The sequence below is a fragment of the Vibrio sp. B183 genome (assembly GCF_000740665.1).
Classification (GTDB): domain Bacteria; phylum Pseudomonadota; class Gammaproteobacteria; order Enterobacterales; family Vibrionaceae; genus Vibrio; species Vibrio coralliilyticus.
In genome coordinates, this window is sequence record NZ_JPQB01000012.1 from 88,391 (window position 1) to 107,299 (window position 18,909).

General features: G+C 44.1%; 16 protein-coding genes. 5 read left to right on the forward strand and 11 right to left on the reverse strand.

Annotated elements, in window-relative coordinates:
• Positions 1 to 101: 101 nt before the first annotated feature.
• Positions 102 to 1,526, reverse strand: coding sequence for a tRNA (N6-isopentenyl adenosine(37)-C2)-methylthiotransferase MiaB (miaB, locus tag IX95_RS13345; protein ID WP_038160843.1), 1,425 nt, complete (start codon positions 1,524 to 1,526; stop codon positions 102 to 104).
• A gap of 288 nt (positions 1,527 to 1,814) precedes the next feature.
• Here miaB and IX95_RS13350 point away from each other — a divergent pair, with 288 nt between their 5' ends.
• The gene (locus tag IX95_RS13350) at positions 1,815 to 2,969 is read left to right on the forward strand and encodes a 2-octaprenyl-3-methyl-6-methoxy-1,4-benzoquinol hydroxylase (RefSeq protein WP_038160846.1); all 1,155 of its coding nucleotides are present in this window, start codon (positions 1,815 to 1,817) and stop codon (positions 2,967 to 2,969) included.
• A 67-nt stretch (positions 2,970 to 3,036) separates the two neighbouring features.
• On the opposite strand, the gene crr is transcribed toward IX95_RS13350, so the two are convergent.
• The 5 genes from crr to cysZ form a co-directional block, all read right to left on the reverse strand.
• Positions 3,037 to 3,546, reverse strand: coding sequence for a PTS glucose transporter subunit IIA (gene crr / locus IX95_RS13355; RefSeq protein ID WP_006957369.1), 510 nt, complete (start codon positions 3,544 to 3,546; stop codon positions 3,037 to 3,039).
• A 105-nt stretch (positions 3,547 to 3,651) separates the two neighbouring features.
• The gene (gene ptsI / locus IX95_RS13360) at positions 3,652 to 5,376 is read right to left on the reverse strand and encodes a phosphoenolpyruvate-protein phosphotransferase PtsI (RefSeq protein WP_038160849.1); all 1,725 of its coding nucleotides are present in this window, start codon (positions 5,374 to 5,376) and stop codon (positions 3,652 to 3,654) included.
• A 137-nt stretch (positions 5,377 to 5,513) separates the two neighbouring features.
• Complete coding sequence (locus IX95_RS13365; RefSeq protein WP_006957371.1) at positions 5,514 to 5,771, reverse strand: HPr family phosphocarrier protein; 258 nt, start codon at positions 5,769 to 5,771, stop codon at positions 5,514 to 5,516.
• Positions 5,772 to 6,070: 299 nt separating this feature from the next.
• Positions 6,071 to 7,039, reverse strand: a complete 969-nt coding sequence (cysK, locus tag IX95_RS13370; protein ID WP_006957372.1) for a cysteine synthase A — start codon at positions 7,037 to 7,039, stop codon at positions 6,071 to 6,073.
• 198 nt (positions 7,040 to 7,237) lie between these two features.
• Positions 7,238 to 7,975, reverse strand: a complete 738-nt coding sequence (gene cysZ, locus IX95_RS13375; RefSeq protein ID WP_038160852.1) for a sulfate transporter CysZ — start codon at positions 7,973 to 7,975, stop codon at positions 7,238 to 7,240.
• A gap of 208 nt (positions 7,976 to 8,183) precedes the next feature.
• Between cysZ and zipA the strand changes: the two genes are divergently transcribed.
• From zipA to IX95_RS13395, 4 genes are all read left to right on the forward strand, one after another.
• Positions 8,184 to 9,110 (forward strand): cell division protein ZipA, encoded by a 927-nt coding sequence (gene zipA / locus IX95_RS13380; RefSeq protein ID WP_038160855.1) that lies wholly within the window; start codon positions 8,184 to 8,186, stop codon positions 9,108 to 9,110.
• Between the two features lie 158 nt (positions 9,111 to 9,268).
• Positions 9,269 to 11,278 carry an NAD-dependent DNA ligase LigA gene (gene ligA, locus IX95_RS13385; RefSeq protein WP_038160858.1) on the forward strand — a complete coding sequence of 670 codons (2,010 nt, stop codon included), beginning with the start codon at positions 9,269 to 9,271 and terminating at the stop codon, positions 11,276 to 11,278.
• Positions 11,279 to 11,774: 496 nt separating this feature from the next.
• A complete protein-coding gene (locus IX95_RS13390) occupies positions 11,775 to 12,830 on the forward strand; it encodes a porin (RefSeq protein ID WP_038160862.1) in 1,056 nt (351 codons plus the stop codon).
• A gap of 132 nt (positions 12,831 to 12,962) precedes the next feature.
• The gene (locus tag IX95_RS13395) at positions 12,963 to 13,763 is read left to right on the forward strand and encodes a VvgS protein (RefSeq protein ID WP_038160865.1); all 801 of its coding nucleotides are present in this window, start codon (positions 12,963 to 12,965) and stop codon (positions 13,761 to 13,763) included.
• 544 nt (positions 13,764 to 14,307) lie between these two features.
• On the opposite strand, the gene IX95_RS13400 is transcribed toward IX95_RS13395, so the two are convergent.
• From IX95_RS13400 to IX95_RS13420, 5 genes are all read right to left on the reverse strand, one after another.
• Entirely contained in the window at positions 14,308 to 14,760 is a 453-nt protein-coding gene (locus IX95_RS13400; RefSeq protein ID WP_006957378.1) for an NfeD family protein, read from the reverse strand.
• Between the two features lie 8 nt (positions 14,761 to 14,768).
• Positions 14,769 to 15,692 (reverse strand): SPFH domain-containing protein, encoded by a 924-nt coding sequence (locus IX95_RS13405; protein ID WP_019274732.1) that lies wholly within the window; start codon positions 15,690 to 15,692, stop codon positions 14,769 to 14,771.
• Positions 15,693 to 15,831: 139 nt separating this feature from the next.
• Entirely contained in the window at positions 15,832 to 16,686 is an 855-nt protein-coding gene (locus IX95_RS13410; protein ID WP_038160870.1) for a co-chaperone YbbN, read from the reverse strand.
• 302 nt (positions 16,687 to 16,988) lie between these two features.
• Positions 16,989 to 17,816, reverse strand: coding sequence for an SDR family oxidoreductase (locus tag IX95_RS13415; RefSeq protein ID WP_038160874.1), 828 nt, complete (start codon positions 17,814 to 17,816; stop codon positions 16,989 to 16,991).
• 45 nt (positions 17,817 to 17,861) lie between these two features.
• Entirely contained in the window at positions 17,862 to 18,776 is a 915-nt protein-coding gene (locus tag IX95_RS13420; RefSeq protein WP_038160877.1) for a TIGR01777 family oxidoreductase, read from the reverse strand.
• Positions 18,777 to 18,909 lie beyond the last annotated feature (133 nt).

Here is an 18,909-nt window from a genome sequence, read left to right on the forward strand (position 1 = left end):
TCTCATTATTGGCCATTTCCTAGAAGCCCGATTTAGACCGGGCTTCCAATGGCTTTATATACCTATATCTAAGATGGTCACTCAGATAGGTATTTTCAAGCTTAAGGCGTAAAGGTTGCTACACCTAGCTCATCTTCGCGTTTTGTTTTTGCCATCATCTGAGTTGGCGAAATCACAGTACGCAGATCCATGTCTTTCTCTGTACGCACAATTTCACCACGTAATGAGTTAGCGAAGACATCAGTAATTTTCACATCGACAAACTGACCGATGAGTTCAGCATTACCTTCGAAGTTCACAACGCGGTTGTTCTCAGTACGTGCGCGAAGCTCCATTAGATTCTTTTTCGAAGGGCCTTCAACCAAAACGCGTTGCTCTGTACCAAGCATCAGACGAGAGAAACGCATTGCTTGCGCATTCACGGTTTGCTGAAGTTCGTACAAACGCTCTTTCTTGGTCTGCTCTGACAGATCACATGGATAGTCGGCAGCTGGTGTCCCTGGACGCGGAGAGAAGATAAAGCTGAAGCTCATGTCGAAATCGACATCTTGGATCAGCTTCATTGTTGCTTGGTGGTCCATATCGGATTCACCCGGGAAACCGACGATAAAGTCAGAGCTGATTTGGATATCAGGGCGTGCTTTACGCAGTTTACGGATAATCGACTTGTATTCGATACCTGTGTGCGGACGCTTCATCATTGTTAGGATGCGGTCGCTACCACTTTGTACTGGCAGGTGCAGGAAGCTCACAAGCTCAGGCGTGTCTTCGTAAACGGCAATAATGTCATCCGTGAACTCAAGTGGGTGACTGGTGGTGAAACGAATTCGGTCGATACCATCAATCGAAGCAACAAGGCGAAGCAATTCTGCAAAGCTACAGATATCACCTTCGTGTGTTGAGCCACGGTAAGCGTTCACGTTTTGGCCTAGAAGGTTCACTTCACGAACCCCTTGCTCTGCTAGCTGCGCGATTTCGAACAAGACATCATCCATTGGGCGGCTGACTTCTTCACCACGCGTGTATGGAACAACACAGTAGGTGCAGTATTTAGAGCAACCTTCCATGATGGAAACAAACGCGGTTGCGCCTTCTGCACGAGGTTCTGGTAGACGGTCAAACTTCTCAATCTCAGGGAAAGAGATGTCCATAACAGGCGCTTCATTACTTTGTGACTGCTTGATCATTTCAGGCAGACGGTGCAATGTTTGAGGGCCAAAGATAACGTCAACGAACGGCGCACGCTCGCGAATGTGGTCACCTTCCTGAGTGGCTACACAGCCCCCCACGCCAATGACAACACCTTCTTTTTTATCTTTAAGGGTTTTCCAACGACCTAGCTGGTGGAATACCTTTTCTTGTGCTTTTTCGCGGATAGAACAGGTATTCAGTAGTAGTACGTCTGCTTCTTCTGGTTCTTCCGTCAGCTCATAGCCGTTAGCAGCATTCAGTAGATCGGCCATCTTAGACGAATCGTATTCGTTCATCTGGCAGCCCCAGGTTTTAATTAGCAGTTTTTTACTCATGTTGTTCGCTCGATCGTTAGTTTAAATTAAGGGAGCAAATCGCCCAGTGTGGAACAGTGTCAACGCTGCATATTTCATGTGGTTGACTATATTTTAGCCGCCCTCTCGGCGGTAAGCGGCGTATTGTACTGCTTTAAAAACCTACTGACTAGTTCTGTCACACATTCAGTTAAATCCTATGTAATGCAAGGGATTTGCCCTTATCTGTGTTGAGGTTTTTAGTTACATTTTAGTAATGAAAAAGTACAATGAAAATCAGCCAGATAATCAACAAATAAAGTACAAATTATGACCAAATATGATGTTGCCGTTATCGGTGGCGGTATGGTTGGTGCGGCGATTGCGATCGGTTTCGCCAAGCAAGGCAGGACCGTGGTTGTCGTAGAAGGCACGGCTCCTCAGCCGTTTTCAGCAGAGCAGCCGATGGATATTCGAGTTTCGGCGATCTCAGAGCATTCTGTATCGATATTGGAAGAGCTGGGTGCATGGCAGGCAACATCACAGATGCGAGTTTGTCCTTATCGCAGGCTTGAAACTTGGGAACATCCAGAATGCAGAACCCGTTTTCATGCTGATGCACTGAATATGGATCGACTTGGCTACATTGTCGAAAACCGCCTGATTCAGTTGGGGCTGTGGGGGGAATTTGAACGTTATTCTAATATTACGCTTTGCTGCCCTGACCGATTAGAGCATATTGAGTTTGGTCAACCTTGCTCTGTTAGCTTAAATTCCGGTCAGTCCTTTCAGGCTGACTTAGTTGTTGGGGCTGATGGAGCAAATTCTCAGGTTAGAGCTCTGGCTGGGATTGGCGTGACGGCATGGGATTATCGCCAACATTGCATGTTGATCAATGTTGAGAGAGAACTTCCACAGCAAGACATTACCTGGCAGCAATTTACACCATCAGGACCGCGTTCGTTTCTTCCGTTATGCGGTAATCAGGGCTCTTTGGTCTGGTATGATTCTCCTCAGCGAATCAAACAGCTGTGCTCTATGACCAATGAGCAGCTAAGGCAAGAGGTTCTGAGTCATTTTCCTGCCGAATTAGGTGATATTAAAGTGCTCCAAGCTGGTTCATTCCCTCTAACCAGACGACACGCACAGTCCTATTCAGCGCTTGGTTGTGTGCTTGCCGGCGATTCGGCGCATACAATAAACCCTCTGGCAGGGCAGGGGGTGAATATTGGCTTTAAAGATGTTGAAGCGTTACTTGAAGTGACGGAAGGAAAAACACATTTTTCGCAGGAAGTGCTCAAGCTCTACGAACGTAAACGCCGCCCTGACAACCTGCTTATGCAATCAGGCATGGACTTTTTCTACAAGAGTTTTAGTAACGATCTGGCTCCACTTAAATTTATCCGCAACGCGGCATTGAAAGTGGCTGAGAATGCTGGTCCGTTAAAAAGTCAGGTGTTGAAATATGCGTTGGGGCTAAAATAACCCAAGAGAGAGGTAATAAAAAACGCAGCTGAGTCGCTGCGTTTTTTTGTATTTGGCTAAGTAAAAATTACTTAGTTACGCGTAGGACTGGTGTTTCACCTACGGATACTGAGCCAGATAGTTTGTTCAGCTCTTTGATTTCGTCCATGTTAGAGATAACGACAGGCGTTAGAGTTGATTTTGCTTTCTCTTCTAGAAGCGCTAGATCGAACTCGATGATAGTGTCGCCAGCTTTAACTGTTTGACCTTCTTCTGCAATACGCTTGAAGCCTTCGCCTTTTAGTTCAACAGTATCGATACCGAAGTGAACGAATAGCTCTACGCCGTCATCAGACTCGATTGAGAATGCGTGGTTAGTTTCAAAGATCTTACCGATTGTACCGTTTACAGGAGCTACCATTTTGCTGCCAGCAGGTTTGATAGCAATACCGTCACCAACGATTTTCTCAGCGAAAACGACATCTGGCACATCTTCGATGTTTACGATTTCACCAGACAGAGGCGCGATGATTTCAATTGCACCTGCGTCAGCACTGTCGTCAGATACTAGCTTCTTAAGTTTGTCAAACAGACCCATTGTGTCATGCTCCTAACGTTTTATTTAATTCTGTCGAATTATAGTATACCAATCTCACAAGATAGACGACTATTTTTAGCCGTCTATCTTAATGGTATCAGTCAATTATTGAGTTTTCTCTGCGATGAATTTTTCTACAACGGCTTCAATTTCTGCCGCTGTTGGTAGAGAAAGCGCTTCTTCTGCCATTGCTTTTACTTCTGCAAAGTTCGAGTTACGAATCACTTTCTTCACTTTAGGAATAGAGATGCCGCTCATAGAGAACTCGTCTAGCCCCATACCTAGAAGTAGAAGTGTCGCACGCTCATCACCTGCTAGCTCACCACACATACCAGTCCACTTACCTTCAGCGTGAGAAGCGTCAATCACTTGCTTGATTACAGTAAGTACAGCTGGAGACAGCGGGTTGTATAGGTGTGAGATCATCTCGTTACCACGGTCTACTGCTAGTGTGTACTGAGTAAGATCGTTAGTACCGATAGAGAAGAATGCGACTTCTTTCGCTAGGTGGTGTGCGATAGCAGCGGCTGCTGGAGTCTCAACCATTACACCGATTTCGATGTTTTCGTCAAATGCATGGCCTTCAGCGCGAAGTTCTGCTTTGTATTCTTCGATAGCTTTCTTCAGTTCACGGATCTCTTCAACAGAGATGATCATTGGGAACATGATGCGAAGTTTACCGTGTGCAGATGCACGTAGGATGCCGCGTAGCTGGTCACGAAGGATTTCACGACGGTCTAAGCTGATACGAACTGCGCGCCAGCCTAGGAATGGGTTCATCTCTTGTGGTAGATCCATGTATGGAAGATCTTTGTCACCGCCGATGTCCATTGTACGGATGATCACTGATTCACCGTTCATTGCTTCCGCAACTTCTTTGTACGCTTGGTACTGCTCTTCTTCAGTTGGCAGAGCATCACGGTCCATGAATAGGAATTCAGTACGGTACAGACCGACACCTTCACCGCCATTACGGATAATGCCATCACAGTCTTTAACCGTACCGATGTTACCGCACACTTCTACACGGTGACCGTCAGTAGTCTCTGCGTGGAGATCTTTTAGCTTCGCTAACTCTTCTTTTTCAGCAAGGAATGCTGATTTCACCGACTTCGCTTCTTCTAGTTCAGCTTCCGATGGGTTGATAACGATTTTGTTGTTCATCGCATCAAGAATCAGCATGTCGCCGTTCTTCACTTGCTTAGTGATGTCGTTAGTACCAACGATAGCTGGAAGCTCAAGAGAGCGCGCCATGATTGAAGTGTGAGAAGTACGACCGCCAATGTCACAAGCAAAACCAAGAACGTAATCTAGGTTGATTTGTGCTGTTTCAGATGGCGTTAGGTCATAAGCAACTAGGATAACTTCTTCATTGATATCGCTAAGTGAAACGATATTGATGCCAAGAGCATTCTTAACAAAACGTGTACCGATATCACGGATATCCGTTGCACGTTCCTTTAGGTATTCGTCGTCTAGAGATTCAAGAGCAGTCGCTTGTTCTTCGATAACCGTGTGAATCGCGTTATCGGCGTGCATCTTGTCGTTTTTGATCAGTGCTAGGATTTCTTCTTCTAGCTCTTCATCTTCAAGAAGCATGATGTGACCTTCGAAGATCGCTTCTTTCTCTTCACCGAATGTTTCAAGGGCTTTCTGCTTGATAGTTTCAAGCTGAGCTGCTGATTTGTTACGTGCGTCAAAAAAGCGAGCTACTTCTGCTTCTACTTGAGCATCAGTAATTGAGTGAGTGTTTAGGACAATTTCATCTTCTTGAAGTAGTAGTGCTTTACCAATAGCAATACCTGGAGATGCTAGGATGCCTGAAATCATAGCCTTACCTTAAATTGGTCAACTTTAAACGGGAGAAAATATGAGTGCGCTAACGATAATGTGTAGCTTAAATCTTGGCCTATTTCCAACAAAGCCATTTTGCTTTCACAAAATGGCTTTGAAAATAGGAGACCGGATTAGTGTAGTTGATCCATTAGAGCAACTAGGTGGTCAACAGCTTGTTGAGCTTGAGGGCCCTCAGCTGAGATAGTAACCTGCGTACCTTTTACTAGGCCAAGAGTTTGAAGTTTGAACAGGCTTTTCGCGCTAGCGCTTTTACCGTTAGAAGTCACAGTGATGTCTGCATCAAAGCCTTTTGCTTCTTTAACAAACTGTGCAGCTGGACGAGTGTGAAGACCGTTTTCTGCAGTGATTTCTACTTGCTTCTCGTACATGTTATATACCCCAATTGATTTATATTTTGATAGTTTCTAAATCAGATTCAGCTTAACCCCGAATGTCGCTTTGTGCCAAATACACAATATTCATTTAGTGTCATAGTCGATACTGATTGCAAATTTTCCAGTCATGATTCCAATCTGTGCTGGATATCATCACTGGGATAAATTCTTATTTAGCTTTTATTTTGAAGCTAAAAATAAAACTGCCCTGATATTACCAAAGGTGAGGCAGGGATCAACAAAAAAGCCCCATAAAGGGGCTTTTTTAGACTAAAAATTGATTTGGCAACGAATTACTGTTGGTTCTCTTTCTCTGTAAAGATGCCCGCAAACAGTGCTGTACTTAAGTAACGCTCACCTGAACTAGGAAGTACGGTTACGATAGTTTTTCCTTCAAATTCAGGTAGTTCTGCCAGTCTATTAGCAGCGACAACAGCAGCGCCAGAAGAGATACCTGCTAGAATACCTTCCTCTTCCATCAGTCTACGTGCCATTTCGATAGCTTCTTCAGAAGTGACTGACTCAACACGGTCCAAAAGCTCTAAATCTAAGTTACCAGGGATGAAACCAGCGCCGATACCTTGAATTTTGTGTGGTGCAGGTTGGATTTCTTCACCTGCAAGTGCCTGTGCAATGACAGGTGATTCTGCTGGCTCCACGGCAACAGAAACAATGTTCTTACCTTTCTCACCCTTAATGTATCGGCTTGTACCTGTAATAGTACCGCCTGTACCCACACCAGCAACGAATACGTCAACTTCGCCATCAGTTGCTTCCCAGATCTCAGGACCTGTGGTTTTTTCGTGAATCTGAGGGTTGGCTGGGTTGTTGAATTGCTGAAGAAGTAGATATTTGTCTGGGTTAGCCGCAACAATTTCTTCTGCTTTAGCAATTGCGCCCTTCATGCCTTTTGCTGCTTCTGTCAGCTCAAGGTTTGCACCTAGCGCTTTTAGCAGCTTACGGCGTTCTAAGCTCATAGACTCGGGCATGGTTAAAGTAAGTTTGTAACCACGAGCAGCTGCAACGAATGCAAGAGCAATACCTGTATTACCACTGGTTGGTTCAACAAGCTCTACGCCTGGTTTCAACGTACCAGCTTTTTCTGCTTCCCAAATCATGTTTGCACCGATACGGCATTTAACACTGAAGCTTGGGTTACGAGCTTCAATTTTCGCCAATACTTTACCTTTACTGACTTTGTTCAGGCGTACCAGTGGTGTGTTGCCTATGGTAAGAGAGTTATCTTCGTAGATTTTGCTCATGTCGTGATCCTTCATCTGTTAAAAGCTAATTTGCCTCTGAAAAACCGAGAGCGATTAGCTGGTAATCTGTGTGCTCATTATAGAGTTCGTGGATAGAAGAGTAGGCTAGCTAAAAATTCTAGAGAAGGATTAAAAAGTTATAACTTATTAGAATGGGATGAAGTGCATGTTATTCATCTAACATGCACTATTTGTTACTCAACGTTTGAACTCAGCAACCCAAATGGCTGTCGCACCACAGACTGCAACGGGCATCACGATAAGGTTTAAGATCGGGATGGTAGTAAAGATGGCCACTAACGCTCCAAAGCTGTATGCCTTGCCTTGTTTTTGTTTCAAACTGTTACGCATTTCGCTAAAAGGCACTTTGTGATTGTCAAAAGGGTAATCGCAATACTGAACGGCTAGCATCCAAGCGGTGAACCCAAACCAAAGAATTGGCCCAAGCGTCTGACCCAAAGCGGGAATCAGAAGCAAAATGAATAGACCGATGGCTTTTGGCAAAACATAAAGTAGCTTTTTCCATTCGCGAGCAAGAATACGAGGAGTGTCTTTGACTACGGCTAACATCCCATCGTCGTTGACGGCTCTACCTGTCAGATGCTCTTCTACTTTTTCGGCCAATAGACCGTTAAATGGTGCGGCAACGAAATTAGCCAGCGTACTAAAGAAGTAGGAGAAGGTTGCAAGTATGGTCAGGACCAACAAAGGCCACAATATGTAACTTAACCAGGAAAGAAATCCGGGTAGTTGCCCCATTAGCTGCTCTATCCAAACATCTAAGTGTGAAAACAGATAAAACAGTGCACCACCCACAAGCAAGACATTTGCTAATAAAGGAAGCAGAACAAATTGACGGATACCAGGCTTGACTGCGAGTTCAAGTCCGTAGAAGAAGTAACCAAAACCGGATCGTTGTTGTATGTTTGAATTCATAAGCCCTGACTGTTGGTGGTGTAAAATCGAACGCTTTTTATCTTAACAAGAAAAAAGCGTGTTCAAAATCACAACATTGCGTGAACTTCTCACATTAAGTTGTTCTAAAACAGGGGAGAGTTTTGGTAGAGTTACTTATAGAAAGGTTTAACCAAATTCGATAAGTTGGTTTACGGGCTAGGTATATCGAGTAATTTGAGAGCGAAAAATGCAGGAATTGCGATTTGTACTCATAATTGTCGGAGCTTTAGCAATAGCAGCGCTATTGTTCCACGGTTTATGGACAAGCAAAAAAGAAGGAAAGGCCAAGTTTGGCAGTAAGCCTCTTCGTAAATTGGATGCCGATAAAGAGGATGATCCTGAGGCGATGCCAGAACGTGCATTTGCACCCGAAGACGATTTTGAAATCATTCGTAAAGAGCGCAAAGAACCCGATTTCGCTGAAGAGAAACTCACAGCCGATCCATTGATCGATGGTTATGTTGAGCCAGACGTTGCTCTTGAGCCTCAATCTCAGGCTGAGTTGCCTTCTGAGAAAGTTGAGCAAAAGGTAATCGAAGAGCCTGATATAGACGTGCCATCAATTTCTACCAAAGCGCTGGATGAGATTGAAGCGAGCGTGGAAACAGTTGTAGCCTCAGAGCCAGAAAACACAGAACCTTTGCCGGGAATCAACGAGCCAGTTGAGCCTGAAGCCACCGTTGCTGAGCCGGAAATGCAAGTGATTGTGCTTAACGTCCATTGTGCTGGAAGCGAGCCGTTTGTTGGAACTAAGTTGTTTGATAGCATGCAGCAAAATGGCCTGCTTTATGGAGAAATGGACATATTCCATCGTCATTCAGATCTATCCGGAACAGGCAAGGTGCTGTTTAGCGTCGCTAATATGATGCAACCTGGTACGCTTGAGCATGCAGACCCAGCAGAGTTTACAACCAAAGGTATTTCATTCTTTATGACGTTACCTTGTTATGGTGACCCAGAGCAGAACTTTAAGTTGATGCTAAAAACAGCTCAGCAGATTGCAGATGATTTAGGCGCAAACGTACTCGATGACGCTCGTAACTTAATGACGCCAAATCGTCTGGATGCGTACCGAGCGCAAATTCAGAGTTTTAAAACAGCAGAATCTGCGTAAGCTACACATAATTCATTCAAGGCTCCGAATCCGGAGCCTTTCTTTTTTTGAACAAGGTATAGTTGCGAACCAGACCAAGCCTGTTCATACTCCTGAAAACTATGATCCCGACATCGATACGATATCGGTCGTTAAAACGATTAAGTACAGAGTTAGTTATGTCACAAGAGATTCAAGAAAGACTCAATCAATTACGCGAGACGCTCCATTACCACGGAGTTAAGTACTATGTAGAAGACAATCCTGAGGTTCCTGATGCGGAATATGATCGTCTGATGCGTGAGTTATTGGAACTTGAGGCAGAGCATCCAGATTTGGTGAGTATTGATTCTCCAAGTCAGCGAGTCGGTGGGCAGCCACTTGACGGATTTCAATCGGTGGCGCATGAAATTCCGATGCTGTCTCTGGACAACGCTTTCGATGACGAAGAGTTAGAAAGCTTCCATAAGCGTATGTCTGATCGTATTCCAACGGCAGAATTCAATGTATTTTGTTGTGAACCTAAGCTAGATGGCTTAGCCGTTAGCTTATTATATGAAAATGGCATCTTAGTTCAGGCTGCAACTCGTGGTGACGGTACTACTGGTGAGAACATTACTGAGAATGTTCGTACTATCAAATCGATCCCGCTGAAGTTGAGTGGTCAAGGCTGGCCGCAACGTATTGAGGTACGTGGTGAAGTCTTTATGCCAAAAGAAGGCTTCGACAAATTGAACCAACAAGCCCAGAAAAAGGGTGAGAAAGTCTTTGTCAACCCACGTAACGCAGCAGCAGGAAGTCTGCGTCAGTTGGATTCCCGTATTACGGCCACACGTCCTCTTAGCTTCTACGCATACAGCGTTGGTGTTGTGGAAGGAACTGCATTGTCTGAAAGCCACTATGAGCGCTTTCTGCAACTGAAAGGCTGGGGGCTGCCAATGTGTCCTGAAACTCGTCGAGTTGCTAATTTGACCGAAGTAAAAGCCTACTATCAAGATATACTAGAGCGCCGAGAAGCTTTACCGTATGAAATCGATGGGGTTGTGATTAAAGTCGACGATATTGCATTACAAGAACAATTAGGCTTTGTTGCTAGAGCACCACGATGGGCGATTGCTTACAAGTTTCCTGCGCAAGAAGAGATCACCTTGCTTAATGATGTTGAGTTCCAAGTCGGACGGACTGGAGCGATTACACCTGTTGCCAAACTGGAACCCGTGTTTGTTGGCGGTGTGACAGTAAGTAACGCAACTTTGCACAATGCGGATGAAATTGAACGCCTTGGTGTGAAAGTAGGCGATAGCGTGATCATTCGTCGTGCAGGAGATGTAATTCCACAAATTGTTTCTGTGATTGAAGAGCGTCGACCAGATAATGCTCGCGACATCGTATTCCCTGAGCGGTGCCCTGTGTGTAGCTCAGAAGTGGAGCGTGTTGAAGGTGAAGCGGTTGCTCGTTGCTCTGGCGGTTTAGTGTGTCAGGCGCAACGTAAGGAAGCTCTTAAACACTTTGTGTCGCGCAAAGCTCTTGATGTTGACGGACTTGGAGAAAAGGTGATTGAACAGCTAGTGGATCGCGAGATGGTCGAAACACCAGCAGACTTATTCAAGCTATCTGCAGGGGTAATAACTGTCCTAGATCGTATGGGCCCGAAATCGGCGCAGAATGTTGTTGATGCATTAAACCAGGCTAAGTTGACAACACTACCTCGATTCCTCTACTCCCTTGGCATTCGGGAAGTCGGCGAAGCCACAGCAGCGAATCTCGCTCAGCACTTTAAAACTCTGGACTCAGTAAAAGCTGCTAATCACGAACAGCTCATCGAGGTCTCTGATATTGGTGACATTGTTGCGAGCCATGTTATTGCTTTCTTTGCACAGGATAAAAACCAACAAGTCATTCAAGACCTTCTCGACCAAGGGATAGAATGGCCTGAGATTGAAGAGCAGAGCGAAGACACTCCCCAACCGTTAGCTGGAAAAACGGTGGTTCTTACGGGCTCCTTGTCACAGTTATCTAGAAATGATGCGAAATCTGCACTGCAGGCGCTAGGTGCGAAAGTAACGGGTAGTGTGAGCAAAAAAACAGACATTTTATTTGCTGGTGAAAATGCAGGCTCTAAACTAGCAAAAGCACAAGAGCTAGGTATAGAAATCAAAACAGAGCAGGACTTAGTCGATCTGATCTAAATCTAGTTACAATAGTAGAAAGGCCACCCATATGGGTGGTTTTTTTTTGCGGTAAAAATACTGATGTTTTTAACGGTTGTAGAGGCCAAAATTAATGCAGTGATCAAGATCTTATAACTGAGAAAGTTCCCTTTTTCATTATTTTTATGCGAGTCACTTCAAAGTTAATTTATCTGTTTTTATGTTTAAGCTTTTGATTATTAATGATTATATTGTTTTTATCTTGATTGTTATTAGGGTAGGTGGATCTTGATCACTATGTTTAGAAAAATTTGTAGCTGGTCATATTTTTTTATTTAGAAATTAAGTTCTGATTGATGTTTTTTGTCGCGAAGTTAGTCTTAAAGCCATGGATACACCGGGTGTATGCAGAATTAGAAAGTGAGGAATTAATGATTAATCTTTTGCTTTCGTCATAGGAAATGATTCTCCCTTCGGCGGCCAACTTAAGGTGAGAACAACAAAAACAGCTATATCCATTTTTAGGAGTTTTTCCATGGAAAAAATGTTCAAACGCACTCTTCTTGGTGCAGCAGTGGCGATGGTTTCTACAGGTGCATTAGCAGCTGAATCATCTCAGGTTGGTATTATCTCTGACTTCAATGTCCAAGCTTACGGTGTGGCAGCGATCTCGATCGTAAACTACGACTCTGAAGAGACGAAAGCAGGTGTTACTAAAGATACTGGTACCGGCTATGACTACGAAAACGAATCACGTATTGGTTTCCGTGCTAGCAAAGATATGTACGAGAACGTAAATGTTTTCATGCAGATTGAATCTGGCTACGTTGGTGAAAATGGCGATGGCGCATCACTGGGTAACCGTGACACTTTCCTTGGCCTAAAAGGCGATTGGGGTAAAGTGCGCTTTGGTCGTATGCTGACACCTATGTATGAAGTAATTGACTGGCCTTACGCGAACCCTGGTTTAGGTGCTGTATGGGACTGGGGCGGTGATGTTAAATACAACCGTGACCGTCATGGCGATATGGCTCGCTACGATTCAGTTGATTACAACGGTTTCACTTTCAATCTGGCAACTGGTCGTGGCGATGCAAGCGTAAAAGACAACTACTTCTACGGTGCAGCCGCGCACTATCGTCTGAATGACAGCCTAACTTTCCATGCTGCGCTGGAAACTGAAACGGATCGTCAAACTGATGCAGATGCTGGTACGCTGGCTGATACGTTTGGTTACCTAGTCGGCTTTGAAGCATCTCTTCCTGCAGGTTTTGGTATTTCTGGAGCATATAAAGCTGGTGAGTCTGATGAGCAAGGTGGTGCAAAATCAGAACAGGCTTCATATTCTGTTATCGGTCAATATTGGACTGGACCATGGGGCTTTAAGCTAGGTTACGCAGCCAATATGGACTCAGAAACTGGTGGCGTTAAAACAAACAACGAAGACAGTGTTGTATCTGGTCAGTTAATGTATGTTCACAATGGTTTCGTACCATACGTACGTATTGCACAGCGTGATATCCTTTCTTCAGACGGTTTAACAAACACAGAAACATTCGTTGTTCGTGTTGGTCTAGAGTACGGTTTCTAAGAGTTTTACAATTTGTTCTTAATAAAATGCGCTGGCCCTTGTTGGCCAGCGTTTGTTGTATTGAGAGGTAGAGCCTGAAGATAAAGGGTAATTCGAATAGTATATAACGGAGTCATTTCCAGGGTGGTTTATATGAAGAAAATTATTTTAGCGTCACTTCCTTTATTGATGGTAGGTTGTACTACGTTAGATTCAACAAGCGATTTTACCGATGTAGTAAAACGAGTTGAATCGAAACAGAACTATCAAATTATTGTTGGTAAATCACTAACGCCGGATGCACTTGAAGTGAACGGTAGTCAGTTGGTGAAGTCATCATTAGAGCTGAATTATGTAACTCCAACACAGAAAAAAAATGTACCGGATTCCTTTATTAAAATGGAATTGCAGTACTTTAAAAACTATAACGAATTTAAAACAGTAATGGTTGAAGGTAGCAATAAAGAGGTAGCTCTAAAACCTTACGCTGCATCAGCGGAAACCTGTAGTGATGTATGTACTCAAACTCAGTATGTCAGATTTCCAGTGTCTAGCCAGCTTCTCGCACAGCAGCCGTATCAAGATCTTAAATTTGATGTGACCGCTTCGAATGCTAATAACATTACTTTCTCTATCCCTTCAGGTTACATTGAAGCGATTGTGAACAGTGCCAATTCTAATGTAGCTCCGGCTGTGGTAGCTGCTCCTGTTGCTGCCGCGACTCCTGTAGCTCACAGCTCGTCTTCAAAAGCGATAGAGATGACACAATATTGGTTTGAGCAAACGCCAAAAGAACAACGTGATGATCTATTGAGCTGGGCGGTTGAAAATCGCAACTCAACCAAACTGACGCTTACAACTGATTCCAAGCAACAAGAAATGTTTGGTTACTGGTATGGAAAAGCAACGAAAGAAGAAAGAAAAGCAATCATTAAACAACTGCTAGAATTATAAAAAGAGAAGGAGCCGAAAGGCTCCTTTTTTCATCTCATTACCGTACCATCGCTATTTTCACATATAACTATTGGCATACGTTCAACTACCCCTGAGCTTAATTCACATTTCACTATTGGGCCCGAAGCAGTGCTTCCTACGGGTGATTGTGCTGCTACCGAAAAACTAAAAATAAGACTACATGCTAACGCAACGAAATATTTCATAATAAACACCTCACTAAAGATCCCATTAAAGAGATATTTATCAGTATGTCGCTTAACGATAAAAGATCAAAAAAAAGTTTAGTTATTTAAAATTTTCTTTAATAAATAACTCTTACTTTTTGTGAGAAACTAATTAATAACCAAATGATATGGTTAGAATGTTATTTTGTTTGAAATGAGAAGATTGATTTTGATTAATGCTATTTGTCGGTATAAATAGCAACTTAATTCAAGACAATAATACGTTAAGTATTTGAATACTATCACTTGTTACTTCAAGGGAAGTGTTTCTAGAAGAAAAAAGGCTCTTTGTTAAGACAAAGAGCCTGAGATAGAGATTATTTTTTTTCTTCTATAGTGAGAATAATACCGTTCACTTGAGTTATTTCTACGAGTGTACCTGCGGGTATCGCGTGTTCAGTTTGCGCTGACCAAGTGGTATCCCCCACTTTTATGCGATGCTTTCCTGGCGCTAGGTTTTCTTCAACCAGAACTGTCTGGCCAATGAGTTGTTTCTGCTTCTGGTTTAAGTCTCGGTTTAGGTCGTCGGAGGAGTCCTTCTTAAATTGTCGTCTCCACCATAGCCAGGTTGTCATGAGTGAAAATACACTAAAAGCAATCCACTGCAGTTGCCAACTCATCGGAAGTAAAGTAAGTAGTAGGCCGACGATTAAAGCCGACAAACCCAGCCAAAGAAAGTAACCAGCAGTACCAAGCAGCTCCACAGCCAGTAAAGCTAGCCCGAAGGCCAGCCAGTGCCAATAATTGAGAGAATCGAGTAATTCGAACAAGAGCACCTCTATTTATTTTGATCGGATTTATGCTTGAACATTTCTGCGATACCAGCCACGGAACCCATCAGCCCCGATGCCTCAAGTGGTAGCATGATAATCTTGCCATTTTCGGCTTGGCCAATTGCCCGCAATGCGTCCGTATAGCCTTGGGCAATGAAGTAATTCACAGCCTGCATGTCGCCTTGGGCAATTGCCTCCGATACCATAGTTGTTGCTCTCGCTTCGGCTTCAGCTGCTCGTTCACGAGCTTCTGCTTGAAGTATAGCGGCTTGCTTATCACCTTCCGCTTTCAAAATTTCAGATTGCTTCTGACCTTCTGCTCTTAAGATTTCTGCCTGACGAATACCTTCAGCTTCTAAGATCTCAGCACGCTTGTTACGTTCTGCTTTCATTTGAGCATTCATGGCGGCGGTTAGATCCGCTGGTGGTTGCACATCTTTGATTTCAATACGTGTTACTTTCACACCCCAAGGGTTGGTTGCTTCATCGACAATAGACAGCAACTTGCTGTTGATCATATCACGTTGACTCAGCATCTCATCAAGTTCCATAGAGCCTAAAACGGTACGGATATTAGTCAGTGTCAGGTTGCGAATGGCGTGCTCTAGGTCGTTAACTTCGTACGCGGCTTTCGCTGCATCGACGACTTGAACAAAACAGACGGCATCAATAGTGACGTTAGCATTGTCTTTAGAAATGACTTCCTGAGCGGGGATGTCTAACACGCGCTCCATCATATTGATTTTATGACCTATACCGTCAATGAAAGGAATGATGATGTTCAAGCCCGGTTTCAGAGTCAGTGTGTAGCGGCCAAAACGTTCGACGGTCCAGTGGTTACCCTGAGGTACAGTCTTGACACCTGCCATGATGAAAGCGATAGCGACAATGAGAAAAATGCCGATAGTAATGAGAGAGTCGATAGCCATATCTGAGTCCTTGTATAAGTTATTATGTCGATTGTTGCTTAATTCATGTGGCAGCACAATGACATAAATGAGAACCAGTGCTAAATTCACGCAAAATTAAAGCCGGGCATGCCGGCTTTAAAGGTGATTTGAGTGAAGGTTAATAGAGTACAGAGTAGAGCTGTCGACGATACTTCGCGGCAATTGGGTTTCCCTGACCTAGTGCTGCGAGAATATCCATAAAGTGCTTTTTCATGTCGCCATCAAGAGCATTTAAATCACTGCGTAAGAAGGTCCATAGTAATTCGAGTGCTTCTTCGTCACGATTAACTTGATGGTAGCTCAGTGCGAGTTCTGCGGCGTTTTTGGCATCCGCTGGATTTTCTTTCAACGCATTCTCAAGAGACTGGATTTCAGGGCTGTTCGCCGCTTGATCGTGTAGCTCCAGTTTTGCCACTAAGCCTTTGTAGTAGTTGTCCTGATATTCCATAGGGATGGTATCTAACAAGGCTTTAGCCTGATCAAAGCTTTGAGTTTCTAGTAAGCAATCCGCTAAAGCGAGCTTTACGTCGCCTTTCTGTTTTAGCTCATCTGGCAATGCCTGAAGAAGTACTAAAGCCTGAGCATGCTGGCCTGATTGAAGACATTCTACAGCTTGTTTTAGATTAAGCTCATCTTGGCTCGGTAGATGTTTGGCAAGCATAGCTTGAATTGTAGGGAGCTCTTGAGGACCGCCTAAGCCATCGACAGGTTGACCATTCACAAATAATGCAATGGTGGGCAGAGCTTGTACACCAAATTGGCTTGCGATCATCTGCTCTTGTTCGCAGTTGAGCAATGCCAGTGTGAACGCTCCATTATATTGTTGAGCAAGATTTTGCAGCTCGGGAATAATTTGAGTGCTTTCTTGGCTCATTGGGGCCCAGAAATGAATAAGTACGGGCGTTTGCATTGAGCCTTCCAGTACTTGACGGAAGTTCTGTTCGCTCAGTTCCACAATAAAAGGAGATTGCATCTGGTGATTCCTTGCAAAGAGTTGGATACAACAAACATATGGGCGGTTGCTATAGATATCAAGGGAATAGCAGATACAAAAACACCGCTTGTGAAAGCGGTGTGATTGCTGCCTAATGCAAGCGAAGGTGTTTATAAAACGATAAACAAAGTTAGCGCAACACCCACACTTAGCCAGTTTAACTGGTTTAATGTCATGTCTTTTACCGAATGTAACGCTTAAATGAGGTCATGAAGTGAACAACTTCAGGGTGTAAGTTAGCGTCTTATTGTTACGAAAAAATTACACTCGGTGTTTTATTTTTAAGCAGCACGTCGCAAAATACCATCCAATAATCGGCTTGGCAGTAACCGTTTTAACACGGCAAACACTTTGGTTGGTGTAGTGACTCTGTAGCGAATCTTAGGTTTGTCTGATTCTAATGCGTGTAGAAGAGGCGCAATACAAGAATCAGCTGGTAAAACGAAGGAGTTGTTAGAAGACTCCTTTTCTAATCGCTGTAATTGATTTTGGTATTGCTGATGATGGACGCTGTCTTTGATATCAATCCACTTTAGAAAAGCTTGGAGTGCATTTTTTCTGAATTCAGTCTCAATTGGCCCCGGCTCTATTAGGCTAATGTGAATGTCGCTGCTATGCAGTTCTAATCGAAGTGTGTCTGTCCAACCTTCAAGCGCAAACTTGGAAGCGTTATACGCACCTCTATATTTCATCGCTGCAAAGCCAAGAACGGAACTGTTCTGAACAATTCTGCCGTGCCCATTCTGGCGCATAACCGGCAAAACTTCGCATACTAGCTGATGCCAGCCAAAGAAATTGGTTTCAAACTGCTCTCTTAAAGCTTGAGTAGGAAGGTCCTCCAAAGCACCCGGCTGACCATAAGCCCCATTGTTAAACAGAGCATCAAGCTTGCCGTTCGTCAGTTCTAGTGTCTGTTTAACGCCGCTTGAAATGCTATCGCTATCAGCCAGATCTAGCTGTATGCACGTTAGTCCTTCGTTGCGTAAGCGCTCAACATCATCGATATGTCGACATGAAGCAATGACTTGATAGCCTTTTTGGTGGAGTGCGTGCGCACAAACGTAACCAATGCCGGTCGAGCAACCGGTGATGAGTATAGATTTAGACATGAGAACCTTTCTTCTAGCGCAACGGAGATGGCTTAGAGTAAAAGATTATTCGTGATGTTGTAATAGATTTTTCAGAGCGGGCTCTAATCGGGAGTAACTGAAACGAAACCCGAGCTCTGTAAGCTTTTTGGGTTTAGCTCGAATACTATCAAACAGCAATACTGAACTTTCCCCCATAGCTAAACGCAGAGCCCATTTTGGGGTAAACAAAAGGTGAGGACGTTTGAGTGACTTCGCCAATGTTTGGCTAAACTGCTTGTTGGTCACAGGGTGAGGTGCACATAAGTTGAATTCTCCATGGGCATGCTCGGTCTCGAGTAAATAGACAATACCGCGAACCATGTCCAGCATGTGTATCCACGGCATGTATTGTCGGCCATTGCCGATGGGCCCTCCTAGGCCAAGCTTGTAAGGCAGCAGCATCTTATCCAGTGCTCCACCGCCTTGCCCTAGCACGACTCCCGTTCTGAGTATGCATACTCGAGTGGATTCGGAACGAGCTCGATTAGCGATCTGCTCCCACTTTGCGCAAACATGATGAGGAAACCCTTCATTATGAACGTGCAGTCCTTCGTCGAAGGGGTGATCCTGCTGGTCGCCATAGTAACCAACTGCAGAACCGCTTATAAACACAGCGGGAGGAGATGTGCTCGCATGGATCAAATCAACGATTTTTTCTGTGGTAGCCCAACGGCTTTTACAAATGGCTTCTTTTTGTTTCTTACTCCAGCGTTTGTCAGCGATGGGCTCGCCCGCTAGATTAACGATGGCATCGAATTCATTGAGGTCATGGTACTGCTCTAAGTCTGATAGGTAGGTGATGTTACCTAAATCAGCATGGTTGACGGCCGCTTTTGCTTTGGCGGGAGAGCGGGTGAGCAGAACGACTTCGTACGTTGTGAAGTGCTTCAGCAATTCCCTGCCAATAAAACCTGTGCCACCAGTGAGTAGTACTTTCATTTCGCTCTCCTTTGCTCCTCCATAAATGCCAGATTACTCAGGTGGTATCTATGGTAATTCTAGTAATTATAGCGAGTTAGCAGCCATTAGGATCATTGATTATGCAAAACTAATGATTATCACAAAATTAACA

Bases quoted from the DNA above. Each gene is read 5' to 3' on its own strand.
- cysZ (WP_038160852.1), bottom strand. From the start codon at position 7,975: ATGAATTCAAACATACAACAACGATCCGGTTTTGGTTACTTCTTCTAC.
- cysK (WP_006957372.1), bottom strand. From the start codon at position 7,039: ATGAGCAAAATCTACGAAGATAACTCTCTTACCATAGGCAACACACCA.
- IX95_RS13350 (WP_038160846.1), top strand. From the start codon at position 1,815: ATGACCAAATATGATGTTGCCGTTATCGGTGGCGGTATGGTTGGTGCG.
- IX95_RS13390 (WP_038160862.1), top strand. From the start codon at position 11,775: ATGGAAAAAATGTTCAAACGCACTCTTCTTGGTGCAGCAGTGGCGATG.
- crr (WP_006957369.1), bottom strand. From the start codon at position 3,546: ATGGGTCTGTTTGACAAACTTAAGAAGCTAGTATCTGACGACAGTGCT.
- IX95_RS13420 (WP_038160877.1), bottom strand. From the start codon at position 18,776: ATGAAAGTACTACTCACTGGTGGCACAGGTTTTATTGGCAGGGAATTG.
- IX95_RS13395 (WP_038160865.1), top strand. From the start codon at position 12,963: ATGAAGAAAATTATTTTAGCGTCACTTCCTTTATTGATGGTAGGTTGT.
- zipA (WP_038160855.1), top strand. From the start codon at position 8,184: ATGCAGGAATTGCGATTTGTACTCATAATTGTCGGAGCTTTAGCAATA.
- miaB (WP_038160843.1), bottom strand. From the start codon at position 1,526: ATGAGTAAAAAACTGCTAATTAAAACCTGGGGCTGCCAGATGAACGAA.
- ligA (WP_038160858.1), top strand. From the start codon at position 9,269: ATGTCACAAGAGATTCAAGAAAGACTCAATCAATTACGCGAGACGCTC.
- ptsI (WP_038160849.1), bottom strand. From the start codon at position 5,376: ATGATTTCAGGCATCCTAGCATCTCCAGGTATTGCTATTGGTAAAGCA.
- IX95_RS13415 (WP_038160874.1), bottom strand. From the start codon at position 17,816: ATGTCTAAATCTATACTCATCACCGGTTGCTCGACCGGCATTGGTTAC.
- IX95_RS13365 (WP_006957371.1), bottom strand. From the start codon at position 5,771: ATGTACGAGAAGCAAGTAGAAATCACTGCAGAAAACGGTCTTCACACT.
- IX95_RS13405 (WP_019274732.1), bottom strand. From the start codon at position 15,692: ATGGCTATCGACTCTCTCATTACTATCGGCATTTTTCTCATTGTCGCT.
- IX95_RS13410 (WP_038160870.1), bottom strand. From the start codon at position 16,686: ATGCAATCTCCTTTTATTGTGGAACTGAGCGAACAGAACTTCCGTCAA.